14 protein-coding genes and 2 other annotated features are annotated in these 15,652 nt (G+C 37.7%); all 14 genes read right to left on the reverse strand.

Annotated elements, in window-relative coordinates; translation table 11 throughout:
* Positions 1-68: 68 nt before the first annotated feature.
* The 14 genes from rplT to polA all read right to left on the reverse strand — a co-directional run bounded on the left by rplT (position 69) and on the right by polA (position 15,505).
* Positions 69-428 carry a 50S ribosomal protein L20 gene (gene rplT, locus NKR74_RS19325; protein ID WP_154709926.1) on the reverse strand — a complete coding sequence of 120 codons (360 nt, stop codon included), beginning with the start codon at positions 426-428 and terminating at the stop codon, positions 69-71.
* 40 nt (positions 429-468) lie between these two features.
* Positions 469-666, reverse strand: coding sequence for a 50S ribosomal protein L35 (rpmI, locus tag NKR74_RS19330; RefSeq protein WP_020060080.1), 198 nt, complete (start codon positions 664-666; stop codon positions 469-471).
* A 21-nt stretch (positions 667-687) separates the two neighbouring features.
* The gene (gene infC, locus NKR74_RS19335; protein ID WP_020060081.1) at positions 688-1,191 is read right to left on the reverse strand and encodes a translation initiation factor IF-3; all 504 of its coding nucleotides are present in this window, start codon (positions 1,189-1,191) and stop codon (positions 688-690) included.
* A 62-nt stretch (positions 1,192-1,253) separates the two neighbouring features.
* Positions 1,254-1,374, reverse strand: a sequence feature (ribosomal protein L20 leader region).
* Positions 1,375-1,574: 200 nt separating this feature from the next.
* Positions 1,575-3,506 (reverse strand): threonine--tRNA ligase, encoded by a 1,932-nt coding sequence (thrS, locus tag NKR74_RS19340; RefSeq protein ID WP_098305299.1) that lies wholly within the window; start codon positions 3,504-3,506, stop codon positions 1,575-1,577.
* Positions 3,507-3,556: 50 nt separating this feature from the next.
* Positions 3,557-3,783 (reverse strand) — a binding site (T-box leader).
* A 32-nt stretch (positions 3,784-3,815) separates the two neighbouring features.
* Positions 3,816-4,697 carry a putative sporulation protein YtxC gene (ytxC, locus tag NKR74_RS19345; protein WP_098305301.1) on the reverse strand — a complete coding sequence of 294 codons (882 nt, stop codon included), beginning with the start codon at positions 4,695-4,697 and terminating at the stop codon, positions 3,816-3,818.
* Between the two features lie 151 nt (positions 4,698-4,848).
* Positions 4,849-5,787, reverse strand: a complete 939-nt coding sequence (dnaI, locus tag NKR74_RS19350) for a primosomal protein DnaI (protein WP_098305303.1) — start codon at positions 5,785-5,787, stop codon at positions 4,849-4,851.
* A 33-nt stretch (positions 5,788-5,820) separates the two neighbouring features.
* Positions 5,821-7,227 carry a replication initiation and membrane attachment family protein gene (locus NKR74_RS19355; RefSeq protein ID WP_253630543.1) on the reverse strand — a complete coding sequence of 469 codons (1,407 nt, stop codon included), beginning with the start codon at positions 7,225-7,227 and terminating at the stop codon, positions 5,821-5,823.
* Positions 7,228-7,631: 404 nt separating this feature from the next.
* Positions 7,632-8,093 carry a transcriptional regulator NrdR gene (nrdR, locus tag NKR74_RS19360; protein WP_098305307.1) on the reverse strand — a complete coding sequence of 154 codons (462 nt, stop codon included), beginning with the start codon at positions 8,091-8,093 and terminating at the stop codon, positions 7,632-7,634.
* A 245-nt stretch (positions 8,094-8,338) separates the two neighbouring features.
* A complete protein-coding gene (speD, locus tag NKR74_RS19365; RefSeq protein WP_176524508.1) occupies positions 8,339-8,722 on the reverse strand; it encodes an adenosylmethionine decarboxylase in 384 nt (127 codons plus the stop codon).
* A gap of 377 nt (positions 8,723-9,099) precedes the next feature.
* Positions 9,100-10,128, reverse strand: coding sequence for a glyceraldehyde-3-phosphate dehydrogenase (locus tag NKR74_RS19370; protein ID WP_098305311.1), 1,029 nt, complete (start codon positions 10,126-10,128; stop codon positions 9,100-9,102).
* Positions 10,129-10,237: 109 nt separating this feature from the next.
* Positions 10,238-10,840 (reverse strand): dephospho-CoA kinase, encoded by a 603-nt coding sequence (gene coaE, locus NKR74_RS19375; RefSeq protein ID WP_098305313.1) that lies wholly within the window; start codon positions 10,838-10,840, stop codon positions 10,238-10,240.
* A gap of 280 nt (positions 10,841-11,120) precedes the next feature.
* Positions 11,121-11,753, reverse strand: a complete 633-nt coding sequence (gene ytaF, locus NKR74_RS19380; protein ID WP_098305317.1) for a sporulation membrane protein YtaF — start codon at positions 11,751-11,753, stop codon at positions 11,121-11,123.
* Positions 11,754-12,028: 275 nt separating this feature from the next.
* Complete coding sequence (gene mutM / locus NKR74_RS19385) at positions 12,029-12,859, reverse strand: DNA-formamidopyrimidine glycosylase (protein ID WP_098305319.1); 831 nt, start codon at positions 12,857-12,859, stop codon at positions 12,029-12,031.
* Positions 12,860-12,871: 12 nt separating this feature from the next.
* Complete coding sequence (gene polA, locus NKR74_RS19390; protein ID WP_253630544.1) at positions 12,872-15,505, reverse strand: DNA polymerase I; 2,634 nt, start codon at positions 15,503-15,505, stop codon at positions 12,872-12,874.
* Positions 15,506-15,652 lie beyond the last annotated feature (147 nt).

Consider the following 15,652-nt stretch of genomic DNA (forward strand, 5'->3'; position numbering starts at 1 on the left):
CAAAAACAATGTTAATTTATGAAAAACAAAAAAATCCTTAGGAACAATGTCCTAAGGATTTTTTATCATTACTTATTTAAAGCAGTTTTAGCAGCTGTTGCTAATTCAGCGAAAGCTTTTTCGTCATGAACAGCTAGGTCAGCAAGCATTTTGCGGTTTACTTCGATACCAGCAACTTTAAGACCGTTCATTAAACGGCTGTAAGAAAGACCGTTCATACGAGCAGCTGCGTTAATACGAGTGATCCATAATTTACGGAAGTCACGTTTCTTTTGACGACGGTCACGGAACGCATACATTAAAGATTTCATTACTTGTTGGTTAGCAACTTTGTATAATGTATGTTTAGAACCGTAGTAACCTTTTGCTAATTTAATAATTTTTTTACGACGTTTACGAGTAACCGTACCACCTTTTACTCTTGGCATATTATTTCCCTCCTAGATATCTATCTGAACAAAATATTAATTACATGTTGTCAAGCATTTGACGAATACGTTTGAAGTCACCAGCGCTTACTACACCAGCTTTACGTAATTTACGTTTAGCTTTTGTAGATTTGTTAGCGAATAAGTGGCTTGTGTAAGCGTGAGAACGCTTTAGTTTACCAGATCCTGTTTTTTTGAAACGCTTTGCAGCGCCGCGGTGAGTTTTCTGTTTAGGCATAGTGATTTCCTCCTCTATTTATTACTTATCATTTTTCGGTGCTAAAACTAAGAACATGCTACGTCCTTCCATTTTTGGCTTAGATTCAATTGTACTAACTTCAGCACAAGCTTCAGAGAAGCGATCTAAAACACGTTGACCGATTTCTTTATGAGTAATAGCACGACCTTTAAAGCGAATAGACGCTTTAACTTTGTCGCCTTTCTCCAAGAATTTAATAGCATTACGAAGTTTTGTGTTAAAGTCATGTTCATCAATTGTTGGACTTAAACGTACTTCTTTCATACTAATGATTTTTTGATTTTTGCGCTGCTCTTTTTCTTTCTTTTGTTGCTCAAAGCGGAATTTTCCGTAGTCCATAATACGGCATACTGGTGGTTTCGCATTTGGAGCAACTAATACTAGATCAAGATTTACGTTTGCAGCCATGTCTAATGCTTCTTGACGAGACTTAATTCCAAGTTGATCACCATTTGCACCAACTAAACGTACTTCACGTGCACGAATTTGCTCGTTAATCATCATGTCCTTGCTAATAGTAAGCCACCTCCAAGGTTTTATGGGAATACGTTTTGGGAAGGCAGAACCCAAACAAAAAAGTGCGGGTATATGACACCCACACTTGTAATATCTTAAGTAAGAAATACATTTACCTGGTAACTGCTTTCGCGTCAATCAGGTGAGAAGCGGGTGCTTCTACTTGTTCCACAAATCCGTATTCTATTATCCTTGATGATTCTATCATAGGACGTGATGCGTGTCAAGAAGTCGATCTTCTTAAGTAGCAACAAAAAATATTGTAACAAACAAAACGAATACATGCAACATTTTTTTATATAAGCGAACTTTGGTTCTTATTACCAAACAAAACATACAAAAAAAAGCCGCGGACGAACCGCGACTTTTTCTTATCGTTTTCCTTCAGCTTTAATTAGGTCAACGAAAGCGTCTAATGAGATTGTTTCTGATTTTTGTTCACCGTATTTACGTACGTTTACACCAGTTTCAGCAACTTCATTGTCACCTACTACAAGCATATACGGGATTTTTTGCATTTGTGCCTCGCGGATTTTATAACCGATCTTCTCATCACGAGTATCCACTTCAACGCGAATACCAGCACGTTGTAATTCTTCTTGTACTTTCTTCGCATAGTCTAAATGTACTTGCGGAGAAACTGGAATTACTTGTACTTGAACTGGTGCTAACCAAGTTGGGAATGCACCTTTGTACTCTTCGATTAAGAAGGCAACAAAGCGTTCCATAGTTGATACAACACCGCGGTGGATAACAACTGGACGATGATGCTTACCATCTTCACCGATGTAAGTTAACTCAAAGCGTTCTGGAAGTAAGAAGTCTAATTGTACAGTTGAAAGTGTTTCGTCTTTTCCAAGCGCAGTACGAACTTGCACGTCAAGTTTCGGACCGTAGAATGCCGCTTCACCTTCAGCTTCATAGTACTCAAGACCCATTTCATCCATAGCTTCTTTTAACATGCCTTGTGCTCTTTCCCACATTTCATCGTCATCATAATACTTTTTAGTATCTTCTGGATCACGATAAGATAAACGGAATGAATAATCTTCTAAACCGAAGTCTTTGTATACTTCTAAAGTTAAGTTTACAACGCGTTTTAATTCTTCTTTAATTTGGTCTGGACGAACGAAAATGTGCGCATCATTTAAAGTCATCCCACGTACACGTTGTAACCCAGATAATGCACCAGACATTTCATAACGGTGCATTGTTCCAAGCTCTGCAATACGGATCGGTAATTCACGATAGCTGTGGATATCGTTTTTATAAACCATCATATGGTGAGGGCAGTTCATTGGACGAAGTACTAATTCCTCATTATCCATTTCCATTGATGGGAACATGCCATCTCGGTAGTGATTCCAGTGACCAGAAGTTTCATAAAGCTCTCGGCTTCCTAATACTGGAGTATATACGTGGTCATATCCTAAGCTTGCTTCTTTATCAACAATGTAACGCTCGATAATTCGACGGATTGTTGCACCTTTTGGTAACCAAAGTGGTAAACCTTGTCCTACTTTTTGGCTATTTGTAAATAGTTTTAACTCTTTACCTAATTTACGGTGATCACGCTCTTTCGCTTCTTCAAGCATACGTAGATGCTCATCTAATTCCGCTTTTTTCACGAATGCAGTACCGTAAATACGTTGTAGCATTTTATTATCGCTATCTCCACGCCAGTAAGCACCAGCAACGCTTAACAGTTTAAACACTTTAATTTTCCCTGTAGATGGAAGGTGAACTCCGCGGCAAAGATCGAAAAATTCGCCTTGTTCATAAATTGAAATAACCGCATCTTCTGGAAGATCATTAATCAATTCTAATTTTAACTCATCGCCGATTTCTTCATAACGACGAAGTGCTTCAGCACGTGGTACTTCATGACGAACGATTTCTAGGTTCTCGTTCACAATCTTTTGCATTTCTTTTTCAATTTTCGGGAAGTCTTCAACTGTAATTGCTTCTTCCATATCGATATCATAATAGAAACCATTTTCAATAACAGGCCCAATTCCAAGCTTCACATCTTTATATAAACGCTTTAATGCTTGTGCTAAAAGGTGAGCTGTTGAGTGGCGTAAAATGTATAAACCATCTTCAGAATCTAATGTAACGATAGAAATCGCACCATCTTGCTCAATCGGTGTACGTAAGTCTACCATTTCCTCGTTTAATTTCCCTGCAATTGCTTTTTTCTTTAAGCCAGGGCTAATAGAAGCAGCAATATCTTCTGTTGTTATTCCTTTTGGAAATTCCTTCACAGCTCCGTCTGGGAATGTAATTTTTACTACGTCTGCCATCTTTGGTCACTCCTTTTTCATAGTCAAAATAAAAAACACCCATCCCTATAAAAAGGGACGAGTGTTGAATTCGTGGTTCCACCCTTGTTCCAGCTAACGCATTGTTAACTGCTCAAGTTCATTATAACGGCATTTACCGTCAGCAATTACTAGAATTTCGTTCACTGCTGAAGTTCAGAGGTGGTAAGTAATAATCTCGTATTAAGAAGCTCACAGCCTAAGGCTTCCCTCTCTGAGAATCGTAGACAATTACTCATGTCCTCATCGTAACATTTTAATGTATTTTCATGTATGTACGTAATTATATGCTCAAAAATTTAGAAAATCAAGGGCGTTCCCTTTATTTTTATAATTTTTCACATTCTTTTCAAATTCATGAAGCGCATATAGTTGTACTCTCTCTTGAAACACATTTTGAATTGTCACAATCATATTATGATCTTGCTCTTTCGTATACAGATGAATTGTTTTAGGCGAGATTGAAAGAAGCGGTGCCATAATATTCGGATCAATGTACAAGCCTTTTTGAGAGAGTAATTCTTCTTCTATATACTGAACAAGTTTATCTTGTTTTAAACGAGCTCCCTTTTCATCATAAAAAATAAAACTGTCATCAAACACAAGATGCAAGCATGACAAACGCGATTTCCGGCTGCTCACTTGCTGCCGGAGCGTTTCCACAAACATTTGATACTCTTGTTCTAACTTATATTCATCTATCGCCATCTCTGTAGTGCGATATAAAAATTCATTGTACTTTCTCAAGCGAAAACGAATGTATGCTTCAAACGAAAAAGACATCTTATCATGCATCCACCCCCGCAAGGAAGAAACCACCAATTCTTTCCCTCTTTGTTTAGAAGGAGCATCGTTTAGCCCCTTACGTCTCCCATTTAAAATAGAATGAGCCATATGTAAAATTTGAATTCGTTCTTCTCGCTCTCCATAGTAAAACTTCTCTTTTAAAATATCACTTATCCATTCATCTTGTTTTGTATTTATAATATATTGAACAAGTACAGGGATAACCACTCGATCAATGTAGCATAATTCTTGTATTGGTATATGAACAATCACCATTTGTTCGTACAAATAAATGCTTATTTCTGCATATATATCATCTGTCCGTTTTTTCAGCTCTTTATATATAACAATAGCATCATTTTTTTCTTCAAAGCAGATTTCAATCACTTTTGTCCCCCCTTTTATAATTCTTGCTATTTCCATATATATTAGGGGGATGTACAAAAAATGATACAAGCGTAAAGTAATTTATCATTCAAAGTAATGCTTTATTATATTTCCTTCCAAAAAAATAAAGAGCAAGCTCACTGCTTGCTCTTTACGTATGCCGGCGGTTTTTCCCACCAATAGGAATCGGCTTCGCTAAATATTTAATCCGCTCCATAATACGGGCCGCTTTCATTTCTTCTGCTTCTCCGCGCTGCGTATATGTTAGATGATGTTCTAACTCTTTAAAATCAAAGTTTGATGTAAAGAACGTCGGTAAATTTTCCAACATGCGAAATTGTAAGATGGCGCCGAGGACATCATCACGTACAAAGCTGGACATTGCTTCTGCCCCAATATCATCTAACATTAAGACTTGTACACGCTTCACAGCATCAATCTTTTCACCTATCGTGTTATCTTGCAGTGAACTTTTAATTTCCCGTAAAAATTCTGGTAAGTATACAATCATTGAACTTACCTTTTTTAAGGCTAATTCATTTGCAATTGCTCCTAAGAGATACGTTTTTCCTACACCAAATTTACCGTAGAGATATAAACCCTGTACTTTTTTCCCTGGTTCATACGCACTTAAAAATTCATTCGCTGCATCAATCGCATCAATACGCGCATCTAAATCCGATGGGTCTAAATTTTCCATAGAAGCCTTCAAAATATCACTTGGCATATAGACACTCTGCACTAATTTTTCATATTTCTTTCTCTCATCATAAGCTACTTTTCTCACACAACGATCATACTGAATATCAATCATCTTACCTTGAATAATCAATTTTGGCTCGTATCCTTGAATCATATTTTTACATGATTCTAAGTTCGGACAATCTGTGCATCCAACACTTTGTCCAATATATTCATACAGTTTCACAAGACTTCGTTCTATCATAGAAGTCGTTACTTCCCCTTTATGTTCTTCCACAAATTCTTTCACACGGGGATGTGCCATAACTTCTTCTTTTAACACTTCATATCTATTTTTAAAATTTTCGTTTTGCATCAATTTTGCAAATGAATTTTGAATATGCTCCATTTTTTCACCTCAAAGAGCGTTCATTCTCCTCTACTAATCACGCTTATATTTTTTTAGTACTTCTTCTAGTCTCTTTCGTTCTTCTTCTAGCTTGCTTGGATTTTCTTTTGAACTTACACGATCTTGCGATTGCCCTTTAGATTCTTCTTTCGCTTCTTCCTTAAGCCAATCCGGCACCATTTCTTTCCGTACTAGTTTCTTCGATGTACGGCCTTTTTTCTTCGTCTCAGCCCATTCTTGATATTGGCGATTCTCTTCTTTTGCTAAAGCCATCGCTTCTGACACTGTGCCTACTTTCTTCCTTGCCCAGTGTCCTGCAATCTTCTCAACATATGTTTTAGCCAATTTCATATCAGAACGAAGCATCACATAATAAATCAGCACATTTACAACGCCTGGTGTGAGCTTTTGATTCAACATCACTTCTTCAATAATTTGCAAATCAGCTTTCGTCGGCTCAGCTCCGCCCGAAATTTCTTTTAATAACTCTCTTGGCGAAATTTCTTCTAACTGTTTAATGAGCATTTCTTCTTGTGTTTTCGGCTCTTTCTCTTTCATCGTCCGCGCATGCAATGGCTGCGTTCGTTCACTAAATACTGGGAGCGCTTGTCCATTCTCAAATTGGTACCAATCACGCGCACCTTTTCGCAGTCGCTCCATATCAATTGTATGATGTTCTGTAACAGCACCAAGAACAATATTTTGCATGGATAACGGATCAATCCCGTATACGTAAGCTAATGTCATCACACATTCACGCATCTGTTCTGTAATGGCTTTGCGCGGAACGAGTGCTGATAATCCTTCTACAAATAATGAAAAATCAAAGAAATCATTCCAGAGCTTAGGTGCATTACCCTGCGCTCTGCCCGGCATCACAGTTGCATTTGGTATAAGCAATTCTTCCTTGGCATACTCAACTTGTCCTGGATTAAACGAGCCAAACACATCATTAAAGGATCGTGTCATATTTTCATAAGAAACAAAGTCAAATTCTTCTTCTAAAAAATATTGCTTTACTTGATTGTATTTTGCCTTGCTTAAGCGGTTATATAAAAAAATACTTAATACAATATCATCAAAAAATTGCTTCGGCATGAGAGGTGGCTGCAACTCATAAATAAACATGCGAATATCTTTTTCTTTTTTCATATACACATTTAAAAGTCCAATTGCCTCTAGTTTTATACGTTCTTCATAAATATCTGGGAGCTGCATTTGCATCGTTACCATAATAGAATGGTGTGTATTTTCTCTTCCAAATAAACGATCCTGCTCCAATTCTCCCCACAATGTCATATATAAACTAAAAGCTTTACTACCGATTAGCGGTTGATATAGCATCGTAAGCACTTTACGGTCATAATTACTGAGCAGTCCTCTTGCACTTACTTTATAACGGTCAATTGGCAGTAACTCCATCCATGACTGTCTTTCCATTCTTGCAAATCCTTTCTGTTATCCATTCTTATCATAAAGTGAAACTTCCATCAGTGGGGGGGTTTTTCATCCCCCACTGATGGTTAGTTGAACCAATCGGGCTTTTACGGACAGTTATCCCCTACCTCTCTTCTTCACTTTTCTCTGAATCTTGAGGTGGGAGTCTTACTGTCCGTTAATGCGGGATAAAGTGAAACTTCCATCAGTGAAGGGCTCACCGATGGAAAGTTCTCACCAATCGGGCGCATGCCAGCAGTTGTCCTCCACCTTTCTTCTTTGTTTTCTCAGAATTTCGAGGTAGAGATCTTACGGCCCGCAAATAGCGGGATATATGTGATTTATATTTCCGTTCGTTACTACTTATTAGTGAAAAAAAGAGCTAATAGCTTACGCTTCTAGCTCTTTTATTTTCGTTCTTTTTGAAGTATATCTTTTAATTCTTCAATAAATACGTTCAAATCTTTAAATTGTCGATAAACAGATGCAAAACGTACATATGCAACATCATCAATATCACGAAGCTCTTCCATGACCATTTCACCAATCATATCGCTTTTTACTTCTGACATTCCTAAGTTACGCAATTCACGTTCTACATGTTGCGTGATTTCTTCTAGTTGTTTTAAAGATACAGGTCGTTTTTCACACGCTTTAATTAAACCGCGCAAAATTTTCTCTTTGTTAAACTCTTCTCGCATTCCTTCTTTCTTTACAACAATTAGTGGCGGCTCCTCGACACGTTCAAATGTTGTAAAGCGATTGAGACAACTTTCGCACTCTCTTCTTCTACGAATCGATCGCCCTTCGTCAACTGGACGCGAATCCAATACTCTCGTACCATTGTGAAAACAGGATGGACAACGCAATCCATTCACTCCTTTACAATTTAATTTTATCTTAACAAAACCAAAACATTATAAACAAGAATTATCTCTTCTATATTATAAACCCTTAATCAAATATACTTATGTACGTTATTCTTTTTTATCTTTCTAACAATTAATTTACCCAGACTTCCATCAGTGTGGGTCTTACTGTCCGCAAATAGCAGATAAATTAAAAAGAGGTGTATAATACACCTCTTTACATTTTAAATCACTTATCTTCTTTTTTAAAGAGCTTTTGTCTCTCTTTGTTTAATTTCGAAGCTACCTGTACCACGAGGAAGTTCAATGCTCTCTCTCGTTTTTGCGCTCAAACCTTCAGCGATGTACTCTGCAGCAACATTCGGATCAATGCGATCTCCGCAAGTATATACATCAATACTTGCATAACCATGTTCTGGAAAGCTGTGGATTGTTAAGTGAGATTCAGAAATAATTACAACCCCACTTACACCTTGTGGTGCAAATTTATGGAAAGCAACCTCACGTACTTCAGCGCCTGCTCGAAGTGCTGCATCCACAAATAATTTTTCAATATAAGGCATATCATTAAGTTTGTCGAAATCGCAATCCCAAAGTTCCGCGATTACGTGACGACCCATAGTATCCATAGTATCCATTCTACAGTTCCCCCTTATAAATTTAATCTAACTGTTCGAATTGAAAACTAATTTGCAATTTGGCTTGCTCCACTACCACGGGGGAAAGTTAGTCCAGAGAGGTCCTAACCCTTTAAGTAGTGACTACCACCTCAGCTCTTAAGTTTACGAATGTTAGTATACTTTGTTTATTTTCATTTTGCAACAACAGTTTTTTATTTTTTCGATGACACTTTCTCTTTTACTTTTCTCCGAAAACAAAAGAAAAGATTCCAAATCACAGTAATTATAGCTTTTTTAGGCGATTTACAAAGAAAAAGCATATGTATTCTTTTCCTTTCATAAAAAAAAAGAAAAAGGCTAGCTAACGCTTGCCCTTTTCTCATCTATTAAATATGTTGTACGTTTTCTTGTTTCGCAAATTGATCTACAACAAGCTTTACAAGATCTACAACACGACGAGAATAACCCCATTCGTTGTCGTACCAAGCAAGTACTTTCACTTTGCGCTCACCCATTACCATTGTAGATAAACCATCAACGATTGCGGAATGTGTATTTGTATTAAAATCTATAGAAACAAGAGGCTCATCACTAAATGCGACAATTCCTTTTAACGCACCGTTAGCTGCTGTCATGAACGCTTCATTAATTTCTTCCACTGTTACATCGCGCTTTACATCCACAACTAAGTCAACAAGAGATACGTTTGGTGTTGGAACGCGAAGTGCCATCCCATGAAGTTTTCCGTTTAGATGTGGAAGAACTTTTGCTAACGCTTTCGCAGCACCTGTCGTTGTTGGAATGATAGATTGACCACATGCACGTGCTCTACGTAAATCTTTATGTGGATTATCAATATTTTTTTGGTCATTTGTATAAGCATGAACTGTCGTCATTAAACCGTTTTCAATTCCAAACTGCTCATCTAACACCTTTACAACAGGTGCTAAACAGTTTGTTGTACAAGACGCATTTGAAATAACGATATGTTTTGTAATATCAAGTTGTTCATCGTTTACACCAACAACAACTGTTACATCTTCATTTTTTCCTGGTGCAGTTAAAATAACATTTTTCGCACCAGCTTCTACGTGAAGACTTGCGCCTTCCTTGGAGTTAAACTTACCCGTTGCTTCAATTACAACGTCTACTCCCATTTCTTTCCAAGGCAATTCTCTTGGATCGCGGTTGTTTAAAAGGCGAATCATTTTGCCATCTACTAATAAATGATCTTCAAACGCTTCTACTGTACCATCAAATTTACCATGAACTGTATCATATTTAATTAAATGTGCTAACGTTTCAGATGGGTAGCTCGCATTAATCGCTACAATTTCGAATGCGCTTTCTTTTATAGCTTGGCGAAACACCATTCTCCCAATACGTCCAAAACCATTAATTGCCACACGAATCATAATATGTTATCCCCCTTGATTGCGTTATACTATTTATCTCCAATCCCAATAATAGTATAACACAAAAAGAAGATATGTCACTAAACAATTTCATCATTTTTAAATTTTTTTATTTAATAATGTTCCATTCTTTTAAAATGCGACTTAATTGGGCTTTCGTCTCTTCCATTGTGCCATTATTATTAATCACTTCATCCGCTAATGTGATTTTATCTTCTAGCGGCATTTGCGAAGCAATACGAGCCTTTGCCTCTTCTTCTTTAAAATTGTTGCGCTCCATTAATCTTGTAAGCTGAGTCTCACTATCAACATAAACTAGCAAAATTTTATCTACCAGACCTGTTAATTTACTCTCAAATAAAAGTGGAATATCGAGCACAACCGCTTGCGCTTTTTCTCTTATGTACATATCCTTTTGTGCATTCATTTCTTTTCGTACAGCAGGGTGAACAATACCGTTTAACAGCAAACGTTTTTCTTCATTATGAAATACGATGCCACCAAGCTTCGGACGATCTAGTTCTCCATTTTCCCCCAGCACTTCTTTCCCAAATGCTGTTACAATTTCGTTATACGCTTCCTTCCCTGGTTCTACAACTTCCCTCGCAATAATATCTGCATCAATAACTGGAACATGAAAACCTTGAAACATTTGTGATACTGTACTTTTTCCACTTGCAATGCCGCCTGTTAATCCAATTACAACTGTCATCAAAATTCCCCCTTAAGAAAAGCTTAAGCATCCTGTTTAGCAAAACAAGTGCTGAAGCTAGACATCTCCAACTTTTATAAGTGAAACTTCCAGCAGTGGGGTTTTCTTCATTTCCCACTGCTGGAGAGCCCGTCCAATCAGGCACATGCCAGCAGTTATCCCCCACCTAGCTTCCTCGCTTCTCTCTGCACCTTGAGGTGGGGGATAACTGCCCGCGAATAGCGGGATAGATTCGTATCCTTTAAAAATAGAGACGTGAAACATCAGTTCACGTCTCCTCTTACATTTTCCAAATTCCAATAATAATAAGTAATATACCCGGCAAAAACGTAAGCTTTTGTAGCCATCGCATATTTGATAATATCGTTCCCGCCTTCATTCCAATAAATAAAAATAACGAGCTCATTACCGCAACTAATCCCGCCATCGTAAATGGAGAATATCCAAGTAAAGACGCCCCAATACCTGCTCCAAATGAATCTAATGAAAGCGCCATACCAAGAAGAAGTGCTTCCACCCCCGAAATTGTCCCAGATTTATCAAAATCAGCAACAGTCGGTTTTCGCAAAATTTGAATGACAAGGCCGAGAGAAGCAATTTCTAAGTTCCATACTTTTTCTTCTTGCGGTGCTTCCTCTTTTTTATCACTTTGAAAAAATTGATACAACACCCACGCACCGATTGCTACGAGAACCAATCCTCCAATTCTTGTCGCAAGCACCGGCGAAAAAACTTGTGCAATCATATGCCCGATTCCCATTGATAATATCATCACAACAGCTGAACAAATCCCGATTACAATAATAGATTTCAGTGGAATTCGGACGTTGCGGAGCCCATATGTAAGCCCCACACTGCAGCTATCTAAACTTAGCGTAAAAGCTAATAAAATAAGAGAGAAATAATGATACATCGATAAGCTCCTTCCCTATACATAGCTTTGTTGTATATATATGACAGAAGCCTATCCGATGTTATTACAAAAAATATATTGAAACTTCCATCAGTGAGGTTTTCTTCATCCCCACTGATGGAAAGCTCTCACCAATCGGGCTTTTACGGACAGTTATCCCCCACCTAGCTTCCCTGCTTCTCTCTGCATCTTGAAGGTGGGGGTCTTACTGTCCGCGAATAGCGGGATAAAATGATGCTGTCATCAATAAGTATTTTTACTGATGTTTTGTTTGTTTAACTTTTCAACTGACAAACAGGGCAATAATGTGTACCGCGTCCGCCAACAACTGTTTTTTCAAGTGTAGTGCCGCATGTTACACATGGTTCACCTTTTCTTCCATATACGTAAAGGCGTTCTTGAAATGAACCAATTTGTCCTTGCGAATTCATATACGTACGAATTGTACTTCCACCACGCTCTACCGCTTCTGTTAATGTTGCAACAATTTCTTTATACAACGTTTCAAATTCCTCATTCGTTAAAGAAGACGCTTCTCGCTCTGGATGAATACGTGACCGGAATAATACTTCATCTACATATATATTGCCAAGACCAACTACAATGCGTTGATCTAACAAAACAACTTTTACTTTCCGAGCGGTTTTTTGCATTCTTTCTCGTAAATACGCTGGTGTTAATTCACCCGAAAAAGGCTCTGGCCCTAAATCTACAAGCGGCATGACTGTAAGCTCTGATCCTTTTTCGAAAAGATGCATCGTACCGAATTTACGTACATCTTTATAACGAAGTTCCGTACCGTCTGTAAAACGAAAACGGACGTGTGTATGTTTATCAACTGGATCATCTGCTTCGTGCAGCATATATTTCCCTTCCATTCGCAAATGAGAAACAATGACATAACGGGTTACATATATGAGAAGAAACTTACCGCGACGTCCGACTTCTTCAATCATTTCTCCGCGCAGCATCTCTTTGAAAAGTTCGGCGTCATCTGGTTCTTTCACTAAATTTGGGTATGTTACAATAACTTCTTCAATCGTCTTTCCTCTGACGAGTTTCTCTAACGTTCGCCTTACATTTTCAACCTCTGGTAGTTCTGGCATACTATCACTTCCTTATTTTGCATCGTACCATGTTGGACCATATGAGTAATCAACCTTTAATGGAACAGAAAGCTCAATCGCGTGCTCCATTACTTCAGGTACAAGTTTCTCTAGCTTTTCTACTTCCTCTTGAGGCACTTCAAAAATAAGTTCATCGTGCACTTGCAGAAGAAGACGAGCTTGTAATCCTTCTTCTTCTAGTCGATCCGCCATAATAATCATCGCTTTCTTAATAATGTCCGCAGCACTTCCTTGAATAGGTGTATTCATTGCCGTGCGTTCTGCAAAGCTGCGCAGATTAAAATTGCGGCTCGTAATTTCTGGAATGTAACGGCGACGGTTCAACAATGTAGATACATATCCTGTTTGCTTCGCCTCTTGCACAATATCATCCATATATTCCTTTACTCCTGGAAAACTCTCAAAATACTTTTGAATGAAATCAGCTGCTGCTTTTCTTGTAATGCCAAGATTTTGCGATAAACCATAATCACTAATTCCGTATACAATTCCGAAATTTACAGCTTTCGCTTGTCGTCTCATATTAGAGGTTACGCCCTCTTTTTCAACTCCAAATACATCCATCGCTGTTTTTGTGTGAATATCCATATCATGTTGGAATGCTTCAATCAAGCCATTATCTCTTGAAATATGTGCCAAAACGCGTAATTCAATTTGAGAATAATCCGCTGCAAACATGATCCAATCTTTTTTTGATGGAATAAATGCTTGACGTATTTTTCTTCCTTCTTCTAAACGAATCGGAATGTTTTGTAAGTTTGGATCTGTTGAACTTAAACGTCCCGTTTGTGTTAATACTTGATTAAAACGTGTATGAATTTTAGACGAATCTGTATAAACAACTTTCAGCAAACCTTCAATATACGTAGAATTTAATTTTCCCAGCTGACGATAGTGTAAGATTTTCGGAATAATTTCATGATGCTCCATTAATTTTTCAAGCACATCAGCTGATGTAGAATAACCTGTTTTTGTCTTTTTTATAACCGGTAAGTTTAAGCTTTCAAACAAGATCACACCAAGTTGTTTCGGTGAATTAATATTGAATTCCGTTCCTGCAAGCTCGTAAATTTCTTCTTCCATTTTCTTGAGCTGCGCGGCCAATTCATCCCCCATATTGCGGAGACGATTTGTATCAACTGCAACACCTTTACATTCCATTTCAGCTAATACGCGGCAAAGCGGCATTTCCAACTCTGTAAATAATTCATACTGCTCATTCTTTTTCAGTTCTTCAGCAAATGATTGCTGTACATCGTATAACACATGCACTTTTCGCGCTACGTGCTCCGCTACAACTGTCTGCTCTGGTACAGCTCGTTTTGCACCTTTTCCATACACTTCTTCATCTGATTGCACAGCATGTGTATCTTTCATTTTCGCAACGGCACGAAAATCTTTATCCGTTTCCGCTGGATCAAGTAAGTAAGCTGCAATTAATAAATCAAAATCAATTCCCTTTATTTCATAGCCTTTCCACTTTAACGCAACAATTGCACGCTTAGCATCAAATGTATACTTCTTCATCTCTGGATTCGCTAACCAATTCGTAAACGATTGTGATTGAAGAGCGATATCAGTCGGAACAAAGTAACATCCATTTTCATTTTGAATACCAAATCCTTGAATATTCGCTCCGTGATAATTGTCTTCTTGCACTTCTACAATGAGCGCACTATCTTGTTGCAACATTTCTTCCGTTACTTCTTCTACAATTTCAAATGAGATATCATCCAGCTCAGCTGCTGGCGTTTCTGCAATCGGTGCTCCTAACTTAGTCAATAAAGAATGAAACCCTAAGTTCTCAAACATTGGAATAATATCGCTATTATCATGTCCGTTATAAGCAATATCATCTAATTGAATCGTAATTGGGGCATCAGTAATAATTGTTGCTAACTCTTTACTCATCAATGCTTGCTCTTTATTTTCTTGAAGCTTTTCTTTTAATTTCTTACCGCTCACTTTGTCTAAATTTTCATATACAGCTTCCACTGTTTCAAATTGTGTTAACAATTTAATTGCCGTCTTCTCACCGACACCTGGGACACCTGGGATATTATCTGACTGATCTCCCATCAGCCCTTTCATATCGATAATTTGCTTTGGAGATAAACTATATTTTTCAAATAATGTTTCTTTTGTATACTCGTCCACTTCTGTAATCCCTTTACGCGGAATACAAACGCGGGTATTGTCTGAAACGAGCTGAAGCAAATCTTTATCTCCGGAAATGACTTTTACTGGAACCCCTTGCTCACTCGCTTCTTTTGCCAATGTTCCCATAATGTCATCTGCTTCGTAGTTCTCTAATTCGTAACGAGGCACATGAAATGCATCTAACATTTCACGAATGAATGGAAATTGCTCTGATAGTTCTGGTGGTGTTTTTTGACGGCCACCCTTATACTCACTAAATGTTTTATGACGAAACGTTGTTTTCCCTGCATCAAATGCAACGAGCATATGCGTTGGCTTTTCTTCTTCTAGAATTCTCATTAACATCATCGTAAAACCATAAATGGCATTTGTATGTATACCTTTGTCGTTGTTTAAAAGCGGCAACGCAAAGAAAGCGCGATACGCAATATTATTTCCATCAACTAAAACGACTTTCTTTTCCAATTTGAAAAACCTCCCCGTAAAAAATTAAAACGATTTCTCAATACATAGAAAAAACCGTTCCTTTTCTTCTCTCTATATTACCACGACTAGAAGAGAGAAGAAAAACAACGGCTTTCTTCATATATTATATTCAGCATCATATAGGTG

Source organism: Bacillus sp. 3103sda1, from assembly GCF_024159135.1.
GTDB lineage: Bacteria > Bacillota > Bacilli > Bacillales > Bacillaceae_G > Bacillus_A > Bacillus_A rhizoplanae.